Source organism: Microbacterium sp. PMB16 (assembly GCF_051294855.1).
In the GTDB taxonomy this organism is placed as follows: Bacteria; Actinomycetota; Actinomycetes; order Actinomycetales; family Microbacteriaceae; genus Microbacterium.
Window position 1 is genome coordinate 3,137,191 of record NZ_CP145908.1, and the last position, 18,645, is coordinate 3,155,835.

Sequence of the window (18,645 nt, forward strand, 5' to 3'; positions counted from 1 at the left end):
GTGCGGGGGAGAGACTTTCGGCTTCTTCCCGACCCTCCCGAAAGGTGCAGTGCGCCCTTGGAAATCCCACTCTGGTTCGAGATCACGTCGATGGTCGTGCTCACGGTCATCCTGATCGCCGACCTCCTGCTCATCAAACTGCGCCCGCACATCCCCTCCACGAAGGAGTCCACGCTCTGGGTGGTGTTCTACGTCGCGCTCGCCCTGCTCTTCGCGGTGCTTCTCGGCAACGTGGGCGGCTGGAAGAACGCGGGAGACTTCATCACCGGGTGGGCGCTCGAGTACAGCCTCTCGATCGACAACCTCTTCGTCTTCGTGCTGATCATGGCGCAGTTCGCGGTCCCGCGACGACTGCAGCAGCAGGTGCTCATGATCGGCATCATCATCGCCCTGGTACTGCGCGGCGCGTTCATCCTCGTCGGTGTCGCCATCGTCGAGAACTTCTCGCCGATCTTCTACATCTTCGGCGCTTTCCTGATCTGGACCGCGATCCGCCAGGCGATGCCGGACGGCGATCACGACGGCGAGGTGCAGCGCGAGAACTTCGTCGTGCGCCTGCTGCGCCGGCGCATCGACATCAGCGACCACTACGACGGCTCGAAGATGCGCACCACGGTCGACGGCAAGCGGATGTTCACTCCGATGGTCATCGTGCTCATCACGATCGGCGTGACCGACCTGATCTTCGCGATCGACTCGATCCCCGCGATCTTCGAGATCACCACGAACGGCTTCCTCGTCTTCGCGGCGAACATCTTCGCGCTGATGGGACTCCGCCAGCTCTACTTCCTGCTCGGCGATCTGCTCGACCGCCTCCGGTACCTGCACTACGGCATCGCGGTGATCCTCGGATTCATCGGCATCAAGCTCATCCTGCACGCGCTGCACGTGAACGAGCTGCCCTTCATCAACGGCGGCCAGCACGTCGAATGGGTGCCCGACATCGACAACATGGTGTCGCTCGGCGTGATCATCGCGTCGATGACGATCGCGACCGTGGCCAGCCTCATCGCCTCCGGACGCGAGAAGCGCGCGGAGAAGAAGGCCGCGATCACGGAGTGAGGTCGGGGTCGGCGTAGCTGTCTGGCGACGTAAAGTTGCCAGATGCGCCGACCCCGCCCCGTCACCCCCGCCCCCGGTCAGGAATCCGTGTGGGACTATCCGCGCCCGCCACGGGTGGAACGGGTCGCGGAGCGGGTCGCGATCCGGCTCGGTGGCGAGTTGATCGCCGACACGCGGGACGCGGTGCGGGTTCTCGAGACGAGCCACCCTCCCGTGTACTACCTGCCGATCGCCGACTTCGTGCCGGGGGCGCTCGCGGATGCCCCCGGCTCGTCGTTCTGCGAGTTCAAGGGCGCCGCGCGCTACTTCGACGTGCGAGGTGGAGGGGTCGTGCGTGAGGGCGCCGCATGGAACTACCCCCATCCGGAACCGGGGTTCGAATCGCTGGCCGGCCGAGTCGCCGTGTACGCGGGGCCGATGGACGAGTGCACCGTCGGAGACGAGGTCGTCACCGCGCAGCCGGGTGGCTTCTACGGCGGGTGGGTCACGTCGGCCGTCGTAGGGCCGTTCAAGGGCATCCCGGGCTCGCTGGGCTGGTAGCGCCGCTCGCTTGATGTCCGGTCAGAACGCGCGCAGATTGGCCTGCAGTCCGCCGTCGACGTATTCGCGTCGGAGGATGCCGCGTCGACGCAGCACCGGCACGAGCTCGTCGAGCGTGCGGTGCAGAGTCACCGGGTGGAAATCGCCCCACAGCAGTACGCCGTCGTTGCCCCACTCGCCGAGCTCTTCGATCACATCGGCGAACTCTTCGGCGGTGCCGACGAACCCGGAACGGTCGGAGAAGCGTCCCGCTCTGACGAGCGCCGTGAGGTGCGCGCGCAGCGGCGCGTCTTCGCCTCGGTCGCCGATCAGCCGCTGGATGCTGCCGCGCGAGACGTGCGCCCCGAAGATCGAGAGGTCGAGGGGTTTGTCGAGGTCGAGTGAAGTGAGGTCCGTCTCGAGGTCGCTCGACTGCTTGCGTGCGATCTGCACCAGGGCGGCGTCGTCGGGGTGCGCGGATGCGGCGACGATGCGGTCGGCCTCCTCGGCGGAAGACGTGATCACCGGCTGGATCGCGAAGAGGATCTTGATGTCTTCGGGGCGGCGCCCGGCCGCCACTGCCGCGTCATGGATCTTCGACCGGTACGCGCGCACCGAGGCCTCGTGGAGAGGGGCGAGCGCGAGCTGCACGTCGGAATTCGCTCCCGCGAAGCCCAGCCCGCGTCCGGAGCCTCCGGGGGACACGATCGACGGCTCGCCCTCGGTGAACGGGAGGGCGTTCAGAGGGCCGTCGAAGGCGTAGCGCCGGCCGCGGTGCTGGATCCGCTGCATCTTCGAGCCGTCCGCGAACACCTCCGTCGCGCGGTCGGCGACCAGCGCGCCGTCGTCCCAGCTGCGCCAGAGCGCACGGATGCCGTCGAGCCACTCCTCCGCGCGGTCGTAAGCCTCGTCGTGGCCGAGCTGTGCGGCATCCGAGAAATGGCGCGCGCTTCCGGTGTCGGTGACGACGTTCAACCCGAGTCGGTGACCGCTGAGGTGCTGGAGCGTCGAGAACTGACGCGCCGACGTGTAGGGGAGCGAGGCGGCGGGGTTCACGGTCGGCACGACCCCGAGGTGCTTCGTCGCCTGGAAGAGATAGGGCGCGAGCAGCAGGGGATCGTGCTTCGGGCCGCCGAACGCGTGCCGCACGCGGATGTCGAGAGTCTCCGGCGAGCCCATCGACGGCGCATCCTCGATGATGACGAGATCGAAGCCCGCCTGCTCGAGGGTGCGGGCGGCCTCCTGATAGATCTCGGGGCGCGTCCAGTCGTAGTCCCAATCAAGGGAGGGGTAGCCCCAGCCTTGCGGACCGAACCCTCGGGCAAGGAACCAGCCGAAGTGCTGCGGCCGACTCATGCCACGGCCTCGCGCGCCCCCTGCAAGACCCGGGCGAGATCGGAGATCAGATCTTCGATGTCCTCGATGCCGATCGAGAGCCGCAGAGTGCCGGGTCGAACCCCGAGCAGTTCGCGCTCCTCCTCTGTGCGCTGCGCGTGACTGGTGGTGCCCGGATGCAGCACGAGGGAGCGCACGTCGCCGATGTGGGTCATGTGCGTGAACACCTGCACCTGCTCCACGAACTGACGAGCCGCCGGAAGGCCACCTCGCAGGGTGAACGTGAAGATCGAGCCGAAGCCGCCCTCCAGGTAGCGGACGGCGGTGTCGTGATCGGGATGCGACGGCAGCCCGACGTAGTCGACGCTCTCCACGGCCTCGTGGGTCTGCAGCCAGCGGGCCACCTCGAGCGCGTTGCGGGATTGGCGTTCGACGCGCAGCCCGAGGGTCTCCGCGCCCTGCCCGATGAGGAAGGCGTTCAGCGGCGACGGCGACGCACCGAAGCGCGGCGCCACCGACTCCCGGGCGTAGGCGATCCGCGCGCGTCCGCCGTGGCGGGCGACCACGCTCGGCACACCGCCGCGGCCGGGCAGCACGAGGTGCGGGGCGTTGTGTCCTGCCCGCTCGGCGTCGAACCGGCCATCGTCGACGATCACCCCGCCGAGAACGGAGCCGTGACCGGCGAGGAACTTCGACGCCGAGTGCACGACGATCGCGGCTCCGTGCTCGATAGGGCGCAGAAGGAAGGGGGTCGCCAGCGTGTTGTCGACGATCAGGGGGATCGCCGCCTCGTCGGCGACGGCGCTGATCGCCGCGACGTCGAGGACGTCGTTGCGGGCATTGGCCAGCGACTCCGCGAAGAGGGCGCGAGTGTTCGGGCGGATCGCGGCGCGCCAGGCTTCCGGATCGGCGATGTCGTCGATGAACGTCGTCTCGATGTCGAGGCGAGCCAGGTTGTCGAGGAGCAGACCCCTGGTGCCCTCGTAGATGTGCGTCGACGAGACGATGTGGTCTCCGGCGCCCGCGACCGTGAGCAGCGCCGTGACGACGGCCGCCTGTCCGCTCGCGACGAGCACGGCGTCGGCACCGGATTCGAGTGCGGCGAGCTGGCGCTCCGCCGCATGCACGGTGGGGTTGCCGGTGCGCGTGTACCCGAAGCCCGTGCCGGTGCCGAAATGGTCGGCAGCGTGGTCGAAGTCGTCGAACTCGAACCCGGCCGTGAGGTAGATCGGCGTGGCGCGCGGCGCCGCCGTCTCGCGGCTCCTTGCGGCGTGCACCGCACGGGTGGCGAAGCGGGCGGTGTCGACGGTCATGCGGTGCCTCTCGGTCATTCGGGTGATCAACAGAGTGTCACGGCGGGTCGGACCACGCCCGAGCGGTGGTAATCTGACGTCATGCGGACCGTGCTCCTTCTTCTTAGCGGCCGCGACGAGAACTCGTTCTGAGCCCCTCCTCGTCGCGGAGTCCATCGTGGGCCGAACCGCCAGCTTCAGGAGAAAAGCCATGAACACCCCCGCACCCGGTGCCGATTCCGCACGCCGCAGGACCCTCGCCGAGAAGGTCTGGGACGACCATCTCGTCGTCAAGGGCGAGAACGGCGAACCGGATCTCATCTACATCGACCTGCACCTGGTGCACGAGGTCACCAGCCCGCAAGCCTTCGACGGCCTGCGGAGCGAGGGACGACCGCTGCGCCGGTTGGATCTCACCATCGCGACCGAGGATCACAACACTCCGACGTGGGAGATCGACAAGCCGATCGCCGACCTGACCAGTCGCACCCAGATCGAGACCCTCCGCCGCAATGCCGCTGAGTACGGCGTGCGACTGCACTCCCTCGGCGATGCGGAGCAGGGCATCGTGCACGTGGTCGGGCCGCAGCTGGGCCTCACGATGCCCGGCATCACCGTGGTGTGCGGTGACTCGCACACCTCGACCCACGGAGCGTTCGGCGCCATGGCCTTCGGCATCGGCACCAGCGAGGTCGAGCACGTCATGGCGACGCAGACCCTCCCGTTGAAGCCGTTCAAGACCATGGCGATCACGGTCGACGGCACGCTGCGCTCCGGCGTCACGGCGAAGGACATCATCCTGGCGGTCATCGCCAAGATCGGCACCGGCGGAGGGCAGGGCTACGTCCTGGAGTTCCGCGGTAGCGCGATCCGCGCGCTCTCCATGGAGGGCCGGATGACGATCTGCAACATGTCGATCGAGGCGGGCGCCCGCGCCGGCATGGTCGCGCCTGACGAGACCACGTTCGCGTACGTGAAGGACAAGCCGCACGCGCCGCAGGGGCAGGACTGGGACGACGCGGTCGCCTACTGGCGCACGCTCCCCACCGACGACGGCGCCGAGTTCGACGCGGAGGTCTTCATCGACGCCGACCAGCTCGAGCCGTTCGTGACCTGGGGGACGAACCCCGGGCAGGGGAGCTCGCTGTCGGCATCCGTCCCGAACCCGGCCGAGATCACCGACCCGAATGAGCGCGCTGCCGCCGAGCGCGCTCTCGAGTACATGGACCTGACTCCGGGCACCCCGCTCAAGCAGGTGCCGGTCGACGCCGTGTTCATGGGTTCGTGCACCAACAGCCGTATCGAAGACCTCCGCGCGTTCGCCTCGATCATCGAGGGCAAGAAGAAGGCCGACGGCGTCCGGGTGATGGTCGTCCCCGGGTCGGCGCGGGTGCGGCTCGAGGCCGAGGCCGAGGGCTTGGACCTGATCATCAAGGACTTCGGCGCGGAATGGCGTTTCGCCGGCTGCTCGATGTGCCTCGGCATGAATCCCGACCAGCTCGCCCCGGGCGAGCGCTGCGCCTCGACCTCGAACCGCAACTTCGAGGGACGTCAGGGGAAGGGCGGGCGCACCCACCTCGTCTCGCCGCTCGTCGCCGCGGCGACCGCCATTCGCGGCACCCTGTCCAGCCCGAGCGACCTGGAGGCCTGAACCATGGAGAAGTTCCACACCCACACCGGCATCGCGGCTCCGCTGAAGCGGTCGAACGTCGACACCGACCAGATCATCCCGGCGGTCTTCCTGAAGCGCGTGACCAAGACCGGCTTCGAGGATGCGCTGTTCCACGCGTGGCGCCAGGATCCGGATTTCGTGCTGAACCAGGACCGGTACCAGGGCGCATCCGTGCTCGTCGCCGGCCCCGACTTCGGCACCGGCTCCAGCCGCGAGCACGCGGTCTGGGCGCTGCGCGACTTCGGCTTCAAGGTCGTGCTCAGCCCCCGATTCGCCGACATCTTCCGCGGCAACTCGGGTAAGCAGGGTCTGCTGGCGGCAACCATCTCCGAGACGGATCTCGAGCGGATCTGGGCTGAGATCGAGCGGAATCCCGGGGCGCAGATCACCGTGAACCTCGAGGAGCGCATGGCCTCGATCGGCGACGTCCAGGCCGACATCGGGATCGACGATTACACTAGATGGCGGCTCCTTGAAGGGCTCGATGACATCGGGCTCACGCTGCGCAACGAAGACAAGATCGCGCAGTTCGAGGCCCGTCGCGAGTCGTGGCGGCCGAGAACCCTCCCCGTGCAGTGATACGTCGAGGGCGGGGGAGCCAGGGGCAACCCGCCCCCGAGATCCGTGTAACGAAGTGAGGCCCGAATGACGACACCTGTGCGCGACGCTCTCCCGGACGGAGTCCCCGCTCTCACCGGAGACGTCCTCGCCATTCGAGGAGGTCGTCCACTTCGCGGTCGCGTCGACGTCAAGGGTGCGAAGAACCTCGCCACCAAGGCGATGGTGGCCTCACTGCTCGGAGAGACGGTCAGCGTCCTGCGCGACGTCCCCGCGATCAGCGATGTGGCCGTGGTCCGCTCGCTGCTCGAGGTGCATGGCGTGCGTGTGTCCGACGGCGACGAGCCGGGCGCGCTGGTCTTCGACCCGAGCGACGTCGAGTCGGCGCACTTCGAGGAGATCGACGCACACGCCGGAGCATCGCGCATCCCGATCCTGTTCTGCGGTCCTCTGCTGCACCGCCTCGGACAGGCATTCATCCCCGACCTCGGCGGATGCCGCATCGGCGACCGTCCCATCGACTTCCACCTCGACGCGCTCCGCAAGTTCGGCGCCATCGTCGAGAAGCTGCCCAGCGGCATCCGTCTCTCCACGGGCGGACACCGGCTGCACGGCGCGAACATCCACCTGCCGTACCCGAGCGTCGGGGCCACCGAGCAGGTCCTGCTCACGGCTGTGCGTGCCGAGGGAACCACCGAGCTCCGCAACGCCGCCATCGAGCCCGAGATCATGGACCTCATCGCCGTCCTGCAGAAGATGGGCGCGATCATCTCCTACGAGCCCAACCGGGTGATCGTGATCGAAGGCGTGGAGAAGCTCCGCGGCTACGACCACCGGTCGATCTTCGATCGCAACGAGGCGGCCTCCTGGGCCTCCGCGGCGCTGGCGACCGACGGCGAGATCTTCGTCGGCGGCGCGAAGCAGCAGGAGATGCTGACCTTCCTCAACGTGTTCCGCAAGGCGGGCGGCTGGTTCGACATCAAGGAAGACGGCATCCTGTTCCGTCGCGACGGTGAGATCAAGCCGGTCGTCATCGAGACCGACGTGCACCCCGGCTTCATGACCGACTGGCAGCAGCCGCTCGTCGTCGCGCTCACGCAGGCGCACGGCCGCTCGGTCGTGCACGAGACCGTCTACGAGAACCGGCTGGGCTTCACCGACGCCCTGGTGAAGATGGGCGCCGACATCGTCGTGCATCCGCGCGGCCTCCAGGACGGACCCCGTCGCGTCCCTCGCCGTGACCTCGAGCAGGCTGCCGTCGTCACCGGCCCCACGCCTCTGCATGGCGCCGACATCGTGGTCCCCGACCTCCGCGGTGGTTACAGCCACATCATCGCGGCGCTCACCGCGTCCGGCGAGTCGAAGGTCTCGGGAGTCGACATCCTCAGCCGTGGCTACGAGAAGTTCCTGGCCAAGCTCGACGCCCTCGGCGCTGACTTCGACGTCATCCGGTGACCGCGATGGGTGCCAGGTCACCGGAGAAGTCGCGACCGAGCGTGTTCTGGCCGCTCGCCGCGATGGTCGTGCCGGTGATCTCACTGCTCGCGAAGATCCGCGTGACCGGTTCGGAGAAGCTTCCGCGGGAGGGCGCCTTCGTCCTCGCGCCGAATCACTACTCGGAGTTCGATCCGCTGATCGTGGCCGTGGCCGTCTGGCGTATCGGCCGTGCGCCGCGCTTCATGGCGAAGGAGAGCCTGTTCAAGGTGCCGGTGCTCGGCTGGTTCCTGCGCCACACCGGGATGATCCCGGTCGCCCGCACCTCGTCGGCGTCTTCGGCGAAGCAGACCATGAAGCAGTCGGCGGAGCTCGTCGAGCACGGTCGAGGCGTCATCGTCTACCCCGAGGGCACGCTCACCCGTGATCCGGACCTGTGGCCGATGCGCGGCAAGTCCGGTGCCGTGCGCCTGGCCCTCGCCGACGGCATCCCGCTGATCCCGATGGCGCAGTGGGGGACGCAGGCGATCATGGGCCGCTACCAGAAGGGGCTCAGCCTCTGGCCGCTCCGCAAGACGGTCCGGGTGCTCATCGGCGATCCTGTCGACGTGTCCGACCTCCGCGGGCGCGCCGGCGAGCAGGCGGCCATGAACGAGGCCACCACACGTCTGATGAACGCGATCACCGAGCTGCTCGAACAGCTGCGTGATGAGAAGGCGCCCGCCGAGCGCTGGAATCCCGCGACTCACGGCCAGAAGGAGACGGGTCGCCTTGACTCCTAAGAAGACGCCGCTCCCGACCGGTCCTCGTGCGACCGTCATCGGCGCCGGCAGTTGGGGCACCACGTTCGGCAAGATCCTCGCCGACGGAGGAGCGCAGGTCACGATGTGGGCCCGCCGCGCCGAGCTCGCGCACGAGATCGACGAGGCCAAGCGCAACTCGCGGTACCTGCCGGGAATCAATCTTCCGCGATCGATGGCGGCCACGCATGAACTGGCCACGTCTCTCGAGGGCGCGGAGCAGGTCTACCTCTCGGTGCCGAGCCAATCGTTGCGCGAGAATCTCAAGGCGCTCCGGCCACTCCTGGCCGACAGCGACTCGAAGATCATCAGCCTCATGAAGGGCGTCGAACGCGGCACCGGACTGCGGATGAGCCAGGTGATCCAGCAGGAGCTGCGCTGCGACCCCGACCGCATCGCGGTCGCATCCGGACCGAACCTGGCACTCGAGATCGCCCGTGAGCAGCCGACCGCCGCCGTGATCTCCTCACGCAGCCAGGAGACGGCGGAGATCGTCGCCAGGGCGGCGCGCAACAGCTACTTCCGGACCTTCGTCAACACCGACGTCATCGGCACCGAGTTCGGCGGCGTGCTCAAGAACCTCATCGCCGTCGCGATCGGCATCGTGGACGGTGTCGGCTACGGCGAGAACACGAAGGCCTCGATCATCACGCGCGGCCTCGTGGAGATGACGGACTTCGCCGTCGCGAACGGCGCACACCCGGAGACCCTCCAGGGGCTCGCCGGCCTCGGCGACCTGATCGCCACGTGCCAGTCGCCCCTGAGCAGAAACAACACGGCCGGGCGTCTGCTCGGCCAGGGCTACAGCTTCCAGGACGTCGTGAAGCAGATGCAGCAGACCGCGGAAGGCCTCGCCTCCGTCGCTCCCGTGCTGCAGCTGGCGCGCGAATCGGAGGTCTACATGCCCATCGTCGAACAGGTGAAGATGGTGCTCGACGGGAAGATGGATCCCCGTGACATCGCACCCCACCTGACGACGGACGACGACACCCCCCAGGGTGAGAGGACCAGCCATGGACAAGCAGACGGTGGTGGTGCTCTTCGGCGGGCGCTCCAGCGAGCATTCGATCAGTTCCGCAACGGCGGGGGGCGTGCTGGGAGCGATTGACCGCGACCGCTACGCCGTGATCCCGGTGGGGATCACCCGTGAGGGCGCCTTCGTCCTCGAAGACGACGATCCGGCGAAGTTCCCGCTCGATGCCGCGCACCTCCCGGAGGTCGTCGACAACGGCTCCCGGGTGCTGTGGCCGGAGCCGGGCGGCGACCGCACGCTGCGCGTGCTCCACCCCGACGGTGAGTCCGAGAACTTCGGTGAGGTCGACATCGTGCTCCCGATCCTGCACGGGTCGCACGGCGAGGACGGAACGATCCAGGGCTTCTTCGACACGCTCGAGGTCCCGTACGCAGGCGGCGGTGTGCTCGATTCGGCCCTCTGCATGGACAAGCACTTCATGAAGGTCGCCCTCGAGGCAGCAGGAATCGTCGTCGCGCCCTCGGTGACGGTGCGTCGCCGGGAGTGGGATCGGGATGCTGCGCCCGTGCGTGCGCGTGCCGCCGAGCTCGGCCTGCCGTTGTTCGTGAAGCCCGCGCGTGCAGGCTCGAGTGTCGGCGTCTCCCGGGTCGACGCGCTCGAGGAGTTGGATGCCGCGATGGCCGTCGCCTTCGCCGAGGACGACAAGGCGCTGATCGAGACCGCGGTCGTCGGCCGTGAGATCGAGGTCGCCGTGCTCGAAGGGGCAGACGGCGTGCGCGCGTCGCTCCCCGGTGAGATCGTGCTGACGTCGCGGGGTTTCTACGACTTCGAGGGCAAGTACCTGGGCGGCGACGGCGTCGAGGTCATCTGCCCTGCGGAACTGACCGACGCGGAGGTCGCGGCGATCCAGGACGCCGGCATCCGCGCGTTCGAAGCCGTCGACGGCCGTGGCCTCGCCCGTGTCGACATGTTCCTGACGCCGTCGGGCGACCTGATCGTCAATGAGCTGAACACGATGCCCGGATTCACCCCGATCTCGATGTTCCCGAAGTGCTGGGTCGCCTCAGGGCTGAGCTACGGCGACCTGATCACCGAGCTCGTCGAGGCGGGGCTCCGCCGCTGAAATCTCAGCCTGCCGCAGGCGGGGCAGAGGGTGCGGGCGGGTACGCCTGTGCCGGCAGCGTGGTCGGGTAAGCCGGCACGCCTACTGGATTCGGCGAATCGCCCGCGGAGGACCGGTGCACGAGGGTGACCACCAGCGCGGTCAACCACCCCCAGATGAGTCCCCAGGAAACGCCGGCGACGCTCATCTGCGAGAACTGGGTCATCAGGATCTCGGACTGCTCCGGAGGGATCTGCAGCACGGTCAGCATCAACGGCGCTCGCACGAGACCGGCGATCCACGACGCGATGATCACCGCACCCCAGGTCCCGAAGAAGACTGCGGCTCCGTGTCCGGGCAGCGCGGACCGGATGATCATGCGGACGAAGAGCCAGGTGAGCCCGACGAGGATCACGAGGGCGACGAGCATCGCCACGACGGCGAGCGGCTGCACTCGAGGTCGGAGGGCGAACCCGATCGGGTCCTGCAGGATCAGCAGCCGCGGCAGACTCGCGACGTTCGCGAGAAGGAACAGGAAGTTGATCAGTCCGCTCAGCAGCGCCCCCACTCCCACCATGATCGCTGCGACGACGGACGCTCGGCCTGCTGCAGTGCGGTTCATGCCGCGAGTCTAGGTGGGACCGTTCACTCCGCGGGGAAGTCGACCCGATCGGTGCACTGCGCCGTGGCGGGGGCGAGACCGGCCTGGATGCTGGTGGAGAGCTTGTCGACGATCGCCTGGAAGTCGATCTGCTCGCCGCGGCGGATGTTCACCTCGACGGCCGGATCCCGTCCGTAGGTGACGAGGCGCTGTCGCTCCTCCTCCTGCTCCAGCACCAGCCAGTCGACGCCTCCGAGCGTGGTGCACACGAGAGCCGACGGCGCCGGCGGCTCGACGCCGCAGCGCAGCACGATCGTCGGGTCGCCCCAGGCGCCGGTGGCCTGCGCATCGGTCCACACCCGATCGAATCCGCCGACGGTTTCGGGGAGCAGCACGGAGACGGCCGCGCACCCGGGGGAGTCGGCGTCGTCTGCGGGCTCGAGATGCACGGTCGTGGAGCAGCCGGCGAGGGCCGCGGCCAGGGTCACCGCACCTGCGACGACTGCGAGGCGACGGGAACGGAGCATGCTTCCAGGCTACCTTTGACAGCATGCCCTCCCGACCCGACGACGACGACCCCCGCCTCGGCGACATCTCCGAGGGGCGGATCCTGCAGGCCATCCTGAGCCGGACCGTTCCGGGCACGCACACCGTGCTCGGTCCTGGTGACGACGCCGCCGTCATCGCGACACCGTCGGGCACGGTCGTCGCGACCACGGACACCCTCGTCCACGGGCCGGACTTCCGACTCGCCTGGTCCAGCGGGTACGACCTGGGCTGGAAAGCGGCAGCGGTGAACCTCGCCGACGTCGCGGCGATGGGGGCGCGGCCGACGGCGCTGCTCGTCGCCCTCGCCGTCCCTCGCGATCTCCGCCTGTCCTTCGTCGAGCAGCTCGCCGACGGCTTCCGTGAGGCCTGCGCCGCGCTCGCGCCCGGCTGCGCTGTCGTCGGCGGCGACCTCACGGTGTCCGACGTGCTCACGGTCGCCGTCACGGCGCTCGGTGACCTCGAAGGACGATCAGCCGTGACGCGCAGCGGTGCGCGACCCGGCGACTCTGTGGCCGTCGCGGGCGAGCTGGGCCACGCGGCTCACGGATTGGCCGTGCTGTTCGGACGTTTTCGTGAAGACGGCGTTCCCGTGGCCGTCGACCCGTCGAAGCTGGCTTCGGGGGAGAGCGCGGCGCTGTCGGCACAACTGCGGCCATCGCCGCCGATCGGCCTCGGCCCGGTGGCGGCGTACGCCGGTGCGACGGCCATGATGGACGTGTCCGATGGACTGGCGCTGGACGCACGGCGCATGGCCGCGGCATCCGGTGTCACGATCGCTCTGAACCGAGCCTCGCTGGGCGGCGATCCGGAGCGGGCCATCGCCGGCGGCGAGGATCACGCGCTGCTCGCGACCTTCCCGGAGGGCGTGCTGCCCCCGGGCTTCCGCATCATCGGCGAGGTGCGTCCGCCAGGGGATGAAGATCTGCTCTGCGATGACCGTCCGGTCGATGTCTCGGGGTGGGATCCCTATCGGGACTGGGACTCCGTTTCCGGCTGAGCAGCGTCGGCCGGAGCATCCTCACGTTCCGCCGGCTCCGCCCACCACAGCGCGGTATCCCCGTAGCTCTTCTCGCGGATCAGATCGAGGCCCGCAGCCGCGAAATCCGGCGGGGTGGATCGACGCGCACGCTCGACGACGACGAGCGCGTACGGCGAGAGCAACGGGGCGAGCGCGACCAGATCGGCCGTCATCGCCGCGTCATCGATGTCGTAGGGGGGATCGCTGAACACGAGATCGTAGGAGCCGGCGGCGCGCAGCAGGAACGCATGCACCGCTGACTCGTGGACGCGGGCGTTCGCGAGGCCGCCCGCCTTCGCCACCGTCGCGGCGTTGCGACGGATGATGCCGGCCGCCTGACGCCCCCGCTCCACGAGGTCGACGCCGGCGGCACCGCGACTGAGGGCCTCGAGGCCGAGCGCACCGGACCCGGCGTACAGATCCAGCACCCGCGCATCCGCGATCGCATCAGCCGACTCCAGCGCGCCGAACAGCGACTCGCGCACCCGGTCGCTCGTCGGACGCGTCCCCGCGCCGGGTACTTCCAGTCGTGCTCCGCGGGCGCTTCCGGCGATGATCCTCGTCACCCGTTCACGATACGACAGTCACGAGTCCGCTGTGTCCGCCGGGTTCCCTAGACTCGGAACATGCCGCTCACGCTCGATTCCTCGCTGGAGGACGCCCTCGGCGCCGTCCCCGCGAAGACGCTAAACCGGGCGTTCGCGATGAAGACCGTGGGCGACCTGGTCTCGCACTATCCGCGGCGGTACGCCGACCCGGGAGAGCTGACGCCCATCCGCGACCTGCCGCTCGGCGAGACGGTCACGATCGTGGCCGAGGTGCTGTCGTCGAGCTTCCGCCGCATGCGCAACCGCCAGGGAGCCATGGTCGACGTCGTGATCGGCGACGGCATCGGCCGTATGTCGCTGACGTTCTTCGCCAAGAACCTCGGTGCGGCCGAGTGGAGATCCAAAGACCTCGCAGTCGGGAGGCGCGGCGTCTTCTCCGGCAAGGTCGGCATGTTCAACGAGGTGACGCAGTTCGCCCACCCCGAGTACGAGCTCTTCGACGACGAGGATGCTGCACGCCGTCGTGCCGACGCTCGCGCCGCTGTTCTGATTCCGATCTATCCGGCGACCTCGACCCTCCAGACCTGGCAGATCGCGAAGTTCGTCGGCCGCGTGCTCGACGATCTCGCCGCGGTCCCCGACCCCCTGCCGGAAGCCGTGCGTACCGGCGAAGAGCTCCTCACCGCCCAGGAAGCGCTCGAACTCATCCATCGGCCCCGCACGCGCAACGACATCGATCCCGCTGTCCGCACGCTGCGGATGCATGAGGCGCTGACGCTGCAGACGGCGCTGCTGCAGCAGCGCGATGCGGTGCGTGCGCTGTCGGCCACCGCTCGTCCCGCGAAGCCCGGCGGTCTGCTCGAGCGATTCGACGCGAGCCTGCCCTATGAGCTCACCCCCGACCAGCAGACGGTCGGGGACCAGGTGGCCCGCGATCTCATCGGTTCCTGGCCGATGAACCGTCTGGTGCAGGGAGAGGTCGGCTCGGGAAAGACTCTGGTGGCGCTCCGCGCGATGCTGCAGGTCGCCGAGTCGGGCGGTCAGGCGGCGCTCATCGCGCCGACCGAGGTCCTCGCCGGTCAGCATCTGCGCTCGATCTCGAAGATGCTCGGGCCGGAGCTCGCCCCGCTGGTGATGCCCACGCTCCTGACCGGGCAGCTGCCGGCCGCGGCTCGCCGGAAGGCTGCTCTCCGCGTCGCATCGGGGCAGTCGCTCATCGTCGTCGGCACCCATGCGCTGCTGGGGGAGAAGACCACCTTCGCCGACCTGGGGCTCGTCGTCGTCGACGAGCAGCACCGGTTCGGTGTGGAGCAGCGGGAGGCGCTGCGTGCGAAGGGCTCGAGCCCGCACGCCCTGGTGCTGACCGCCACACCGATTCCCCGAACCGTCGCGATGACGGTCTTCGGCGATCTCGACACCTCGGTGATCCGCACGATGCCGGCCGGGCGCGCCGGGATCGAGACGTATGTCGCTCCCCTCGCCGAGCACCCGGAGTGGTTCAACCGCGTCTGGGCGAGAGCCGCCGAGGAGATCGCCCAGGGCAGGCAGGTGTTCGCGGTCTGCGCCGCCATCGACACCACCAAGAAGACGGCGGAGGCGGGCGAGCCGGCGGCCGTGGCGCCCGAGGGGACGACCGGACCGCGATGGGGCGTGGTGCAGCTCGACGAGGCGCTCTCGACGCACCCGACACTGGGCGGCATCCGTCGCGCGGTGCTGCACGGCAAGATGCCGTCGGACGAGAAGGATGCCGTGATGCAGGCCTTCGCCCGGGGAGAGATCGATCTGCTTCTGGCCACGACCGTGATCGAGGTCGGGGTCGACGTCCCGAACGCCTCCACCATGATCGTGCTCGACGCCGACCGGTTCGGGGTTTCGCAGCTGCATCAGTTGCGCGGACGTGTGGGACGAGGCGGCGTCCCAGGACTCTGCCTCCTCGTCACCGAGGCCGAGACGGGCTCGATCGCGCGGGAGCGTGTCGATGCCGTCGCCGCGACACTCGACGGGTTCGCGCTGGCGGAGGTCGACCTCGAACTGCGCGGGGAGGGCGACGTGCTCGGCGCGGCCCAGGCGGGCGTCCGTTCGTCGCTGAAGCTGCTGCGCGTGGTGAAGGACGCGGGAATGATCACCAGGGCGAGGGAAGTAGCCGAGGAGATCCTCGCCGCAGATCCCGAGCTCGCTCGTCATAACGGTCTGCGCGAGGTCATCGCCCGGCGCGTGAGCGACGAGGACCGCGCGGCGCTGGCGAAGAACTGACGCGGCCGAGGCGGTGCCCTAGGCTGGAGCGATGAGCAGTCGGATCGCCGTCGTCCCGGGTTCGTTCGATCCGCCGACCCTGGGTCATCTCGACGTGATCCGTCGGGCCGCCAAGCTGTATGACGAGCTGCATGTGCTCGTGGTGCACAACCCCGGCAAGGAAGCGATGCTGCCGATCGCGCAGCGACTCGCGCTGCTGGAGCGCTCCATCGCCGATGACGGCATGGCAGGAACCATCGTGATCGGCTCGTGGAGCATGGGTCTTCTGGTCGACTACGCCCGCGACGTCGGCGCCGGAGTGCTGGTGAAGGGCATCCGGTCGCAGATCGACGTGGCCTACGAGTCTCCGATGGCGATCGTCAACCGGCACCTCGCTGACATCGAAACCGTGTTCCTGCTTCCCGACCCGTCGCACGCGATGGTGTCGAGCTCGCTCGTGCGGCAGGTCGCGTCACTCGGCGGCGATGTGGGGCCCTTCGTCCCGCCCGCAGTCGCGGCGTTCCTCGACACGGGCGCGCGAGGCCTCTGACTGCTCTCCCGCGAAGCCCCGTTCGGCCCGGTCGCAGGAAGACCCGAGTAGCATGGCCGGGTGCGATCTCGACTGAATGGCCCTTTCATCCTGCCCGCCCGCGACATCGTCCGACGCCCGGGCGAGATGCGCGAACATGCCTTCACCGTGACTCTTGCCGAACCCTGGGGCGAGGGGATCGTCACGTACGAGAAGGGTGCCGAGATCGACCTCGACGTGCGTCTGGAGTCGGTCCACGAGGGCATCCTGGTCTCCGGAACGGCGGATGCCGAGTACGTCGGAGTGTGCGGAAGATGCCTGATCGACATCGCTCGGCCGGTCGAAGTCGAGTTCCAGGAGCTTTTCGCGTATCCTGGTGAGGAAGAAACTGACTTCGAGGTTCAAGACGACCACGTGGATCTTGAAACTCTTGTCAGGGATGCGGCCGTATTGTCGCTTCCATTTCAACCGGTGTGTCAGCCGGATTGCCCCGGGCTCGACCCGAAAACGGGTGAGCGACTGGCCGTGAACACCGAAACGGAGCAGGTGGCTCCCATCGATCCTCGATGGAGTGCGCTCCAACAGATCACAGACCAAGACGGCGCGGAAGAATCTCGTGCCGCCGAGAAAGAAGAGAGCTAGTCATGGCTGGTAACCCCCCGAAGCGCAAGGTCTCCCGTTCGAATACCCGCTCGCGCCGCGCGCAGTGGAAGGCGGCGCCCATCGCCCTCGTGAAGACCATCGAGAACGGCAAGGTCGTCTACAGCCGTCCGCACCAGGCGAAGGTCGTCACCGACTCGCAGGGCACCGAGCTCTTCCTCGAGTACAAGGGCCGCAAGGTCGCCGACGTCTGAGTCGCGAACGCATCGTGACGGAGGTCCCCGGGGGGACGAGACCTCTCCCAGATAAGCTCCGCGTCGACATCGACGCGGAGCTTCTGGAGTTGGCGCTCACCCACCGCTCCTACGCGTACGAGCACGGTGGCATCCCGCACAACGAGCGCCTCGAATTCCTCGGCGACTCGGTGCTGGGTCAGGCCGTCACCGTGATGCTGTTCACCACGCATCCCGACCTCGACGAGGGCGAGCTGGCGAAGCGACGCGCGAGCGTCGTCTCCACGGTCGCCCTGGCGGAGGTCGCTCGCGGCATCGACCTCGGACGTCACCTGCTCCTCGGTCGCGGTGAAGAGCAGACCGGTGGCCGCGACAAGGACTCGATCCTGGCGGACACGATGGAGGCCGTCATCGGTGCCACGTACCTGTCCGCGGGGCCTGAGGCCGCCACGGAACTCGTGCTCCGTCTCACCGAGCCGCTGCTGGCAGACCCCGAGCGGTACGGCGCGGCCATGGACCCGAAGACCAGCCTGCAGGAGCTGGCGGCTCGGGTGGGTGCCACCCCGCCCCAGTACTCCGTCGAGGCGAGCGGGCCTGACCACGATCGCCGTTTCACGGCGACGGTGGCCGTCGGCGACGTGCGGATGACCGGTACCGGCAGCAGCAAGAAGACCGCCGAGATGGCGGCCGCGCTCAGCGCATGGCGCACTCTGAACGAGCGTGCCTGAGCTTCCCGAGGTCGAGGTCGTTCGCGCAGGACTCGCTCCCGCGGCGATCGGATCCCTGATCACGGCCGTGAGCGTATTCGACGAGCGCGCCCTTACCCGGCATCCCGCCGGCGCCGCCGACTTCGTGGGCCGACTCGAGGGACGCACCTTCTCGGATGCCTCCCGTCGAGGCAAGTTCCTCTGGCTTCCGCTCGAGGACGGGGAGTCGGCGCTGATCGCGCACCTCGGCATGAGCGGCCAGATGCTGCTGCGTGCCCCCGATGCAGCCGCCGAACGGCACGAGCGCGTGCGCATCCATCTCGAGCATCCGGTTCACGGCGAGCTCGCGATCGTCTTCGCGGATCAGAGGACGTTCGGATCGCTCGCCGTCGACGCCCTGGTGCACGATGGTCCCTCGCTCATCCCGACGCAGGTCAGCCATATCGCCCGGGATCCGATCGACGTGCTGTTCGACGACCGGCGATTCCGGACCGCTCTCGCGCGGAAGGCGAGCGCGATCAAACGGGTTCTCCTCGACCAGAACGTCGTCAGCGGCATCGGCAACATCTACGCCGACGAAGCGCTCTGGGCTGCGCGCATACACCCGGAGACACCGGCCGACCGCCTCTCGACCCTCGCGGTGAACCGGCTTCTCGCTGAGGTGCGGGCAGTGCTCGCGAAGGCCCTCGCCGAGGGCGGCACCAGTTTCGACGCGCAATACGTGAATGTGAACGGGCAGGCGGGGTACTTCGCCCACTCCCTGAACGCCTACGGCCGCGGCGGACAGCCGTGCCCGCGGTGCGGGACGCCCATCCGCCGTGAGGCCTTCATGAACCGTTCTTCCCACTATTGCCCCCGGTGCCAGCGGCGACGCTGAGCGT

The 18,645-nt window shown here is 68.5% G+C and carries 20 protein-coding genes; 15 read left to right on the forward strand and 5 right to left on the reverse strand.

Going from position 1 to position 18,645, the window contains the following annotated elements; genetic code table 11:
- The first annotated feature begins 57 nt into the window (after positions 1 to 57).
- Together V5D55_RS14990 and V5D55_RS14995 are read left to right on the forward strand one after the other, a co-directional pair.
- A complete protein-coding gene (locus V5D55_RS14990) occupies positions 58 to 1,062 on the forward strand; it encodes a TerC/Alx family metal homeostasis membrane protein (protein ID WP_435744437.1) in 1,005 nt (334 codons plus the stop codon).
- A 42-nt stretch (positions 1,063 to 1,104) separates the two neighbouring features.
- Positions 1,105 to 1,602, forward strand: a complete 498-nt coding sequence (locus V5D55_RS14995) for a DUF427 domain-containing protein (RefSeq protein WP_435744440.1) — start codon at positions 1,105 to 1,107, stop codon at positions 1,600 to 1,602.
- A gap of 21 nt (positions 1,603 to 1,623) precedes the next feature.
- Here V5D55_RS14995 and V5D55_RS15000 read toward each other — a convergent pair whose 3' ends face one another.
- Positions 1,624 to 2,937 (reverse strand): LLM class flavin-dependent oxidoreductase, encoded by a 1,314-nt coding sequence (locus V5D55_RS15000; RefSeq protein WP_435744442.1) that lies wholly within the window; start codon positions 2,935 to 2,937, stop codon positions 1,624 to 1,626.
- Complete coding sequence (locus tag V5D55_RS15005; protein WP_435744444.1) at positions 2,934 to 4,229, reverse strand: O-acetylhomoserine aminocarboxypropyltransferase/cysteine synthase family protein; 1,296 nt, start codon at positions 4,227 to 4,229, stop codon at positions 2,934 to 2,936. Before V5D55_RS15005 ends, V5D55_RS15000 begins: the two co-directional genes overlap by 4 nt.
- Positions 4,230 to 4,419: 190 nt before the next feature.
- Between V5D55_RS15005 and leuC the strand changes: the two genes are divergently transcribed.
- The 6 genes from leuC (at position 4,420) to V5D55_RS15035 (ending at position 10,768) form a co-directional block, all read left to right on the forward strand.
- Complete coding sequence (gene leuC / locus V5D55_RS15010) at positions 4,420 to 5,859, forward strand: 3-isopropylmalate dehydratase large subunit (protein ID WP_435744446.1); 1,440 nt, start codon at positions 4,420 to 4,422, stop codon at positions 5,857 to 5,859.
- A gap of 3 nt (positions 5,860 to 5,862) precedes the next feature.
- On the forward strand, positions 5,863 to 6,459 hold the full coding sequence (gene leuD, locus V5D55_RS15015) for a 3-isopropylmalate dehydratase small subunit (RefSeq protein ID WP_435744448.1): 597 nt from the start codon (positions 5,863 to 5,865) through the stop codon (positions 6,457 to 6,459).
- A gap of 66 nt (positions 6,460 to 6,525) precedes the next feature.
- On the forward strand, positions 6,526 to 7,893 hold the full coding sequence (gene murA / locus V5D55_RS15020; protein WP_435744450.1) for a UDP-N-acetylglucosamine 1-carboxyvinyltransferase: 1,368 nt from the start codon (positions 6,526 to 6,528) through the stop codon (positions 7,891 to 7,893).
- Positions 7,894 to 7,898: 5 nt separating this feature from the next.
- A complete protein-coding gene (locus V5D55_RS15025; RefSeq protein WP_435744452.1) occupies positions 7,899 to 8,654 on the forward strand; it encodes a lysophospholipid acyltransferase family protein in 756 nt (251 codons plus the stop codon).
- Positions 8,644 to 9,780 carry an NAD(P)H-dependent glycerol-3-phosphate dehydrogenase gene (locus V5D55_RS15030; protein ID WP_435744454.1) on the forward strand — a complete coding sequence of 379 codons (1,137 nt, stop codon included), beginning with the start codon at positions 8,644 to 8,646 and terminating at the stop codon, positions 9,778 to 9,780. The genes V5D55_RS15025 and V5D55_RS15030 overlap by 11 nt, the downstream gene beginning before the upstream one ends.
- Positions 9,686 to 10,768: a D-alanine--D-alanine ligase family protein gene (locus V5D55_RS15035; protein ID WP_435744457.1), complete on the forward strand. Its 1,083-nt coding sequence runs from the start codon at positions 9,686 to 9,688 to the stop codon at positions 10,766 to 10,768. Before V5D55_RS15030 ends, V5D55_RS15035 begins: the two co-directional genes overlap by 95 nt.
- A 4-nt stretch (positions 10,769 to 10,772) precedes the next feature.
- Here the strand turns inward: V5D55_RS15035 and V5D55_RS15040 are convergent, their stop codons facing one another.
- Together V5D55_RS15040 and V5D55_RS15045 are read right to left on the reverse strand one after the other, a co-directional pair.
- On the reverse strand, positions 10,773 to 11,369 hold the full coding sequence (locus tag V5D55_RS15040; RefSeq protein WP_435744459.1) for a hypothetical protein: 597 nt from the start codon (positions 11,367 to 11,369) through the stop codon (positions 10,773 to 10,775).
- Positions 11,370 to 11,392: 23 nt separating this feature from the next.
- Positions 11,393 to 11,875: a DUF3515 family protein gene (locus tag V5D55_RS15045; RefSeq protein WP_435744461.1), complete on the reverse strand. Its 483-nt coding sequence runs from the start codon at positions 11,873 to 11,875 to the stop codon at positions 11,393 to 11,395.
- A gap of 23 nt (positions 11,876 to 11,898) precedes the next feature.
- Between V5D55_RS15045 and thiL the strand changes: the two genes are divergently transcribed.
- Entirely contained in the window at positions 11,899 to 12,894 is a 996-nt protein-coding gene (gene thiL / locus V5D55_RS15050) for a thiamine-phosphate kinase (RefSeq protein ID WP_435744463.1), read from the forward strand.
- Here the strand turns inward: thiL and rsmD are convergent.
- Positions 12,864 to 13,481 (reverse strand): 16S rRNA (guanine(966)-N(2))-methyltransferase RsmD, encoded by a 618-nt coding sequence (rsmD, locus tag V5D55_RS15055; RefSeq protein WP_435744465.1) that lies wholly within the window; start codon positions 13,479 to 13,481, stop codon positions 12,864 to 12,866. The genes thiL and rsmD overlap by 31 nt on opposite strands.
- 60 nt (positions 13,482 to 13,541) lie before the next feature.
- Between rsmD and V5D55_RS15060 the strand changes: the two genes are divergently transcribed.
- The 6 genes from V5D55_RS15060 to mutM all read left to right on the forward strand — a co-directional run bounded on the left by V5D55_RS15060 (position 13,542) and on the right by mutM (position 18,641).
- Positions 13,542 to 15,716 carry an ATP-dependent DNA helicase RecG gene (locus tag V5D55_RS15060; RefSeq protein ID WP_435744468.1) on the forward strand — a complete coding sequence of 725 codons (2,175 nt, stop codon included), beginning with the start codon at positions 13,542 to 13,544 and terminating at the stop codon, positions 15,714 to 15,716.
- Between the two features lie 31 nt (positions 15,717 to 15,747).
- Positions 15,748 to 16,245 carry a pantetheine-phosphate adenylyltransferase gene (gene coaD / locus V5D55_RS15065; RefSeq protein ID WP_435744470.1) on the forward strand — a complete coding sequence of 166 codons (498 nt, stop codon included), beginning with the start codon at positions 15,748 to 15,750 and terminating at the stop codon, positions 16,243 to 16,245.
- A 126-nt stretch (positions 16,246 to 16,371) separates the two neighbouring features.
- Complete coding sequence (locus tag V5D55_RS15070; RefSeq protein ID WP_435749319.1) at positions 16,372 to 16,866, forward strand: YceD family protein; 495 nt, start codon at positions 16,372 to 16,374, stop codon at positions 16,864 to 16,866.
- A gap of 2 nt (positions 16,867 to 16,868) precedes the next feature.
- Complete coding sequence (rpmF, locus tag V5D55_RS15075; RefSeq protein ID WP_105668338.1) at positions 16,869 to 17,078, forward strand: 50S ribosomal protein L32; 210 nt, start codon at positions 16,869 to 16,871, stop codon at positions 17,076 to 17,078.
- Positions 17,079 to 17,092: 14 nt separating this feature from the next.
- A complete protein-coding gene (rnc, locus tag V5D55_RS15080) occupies positions 17,093 to 17,785 on the forward strand; it encodes a ribonuclease III (protein WP_435744473.1) in 693 nt (230 codons plus the stop codon).
- Complete coding sequence (gene mutM / locus V5D55_RS15085) at positions 17,778 to 18,641, forward strand: bifunctional DNA-formamidopyrimidine glycosylase/DNA-(apurinic or apyrimidinic site) lyase (protein ID WP_435744475.1); 864 nt, start codon at positions 17,778 to 17,780, stop codon at positions 18,639 to 18,641. The genes rnc and mutM overlap by 8 nt, the downstream gene beginning before the upstream one ends.
- Positions 18,642 to 18,645: the final 4 nt, after the last annotated feature.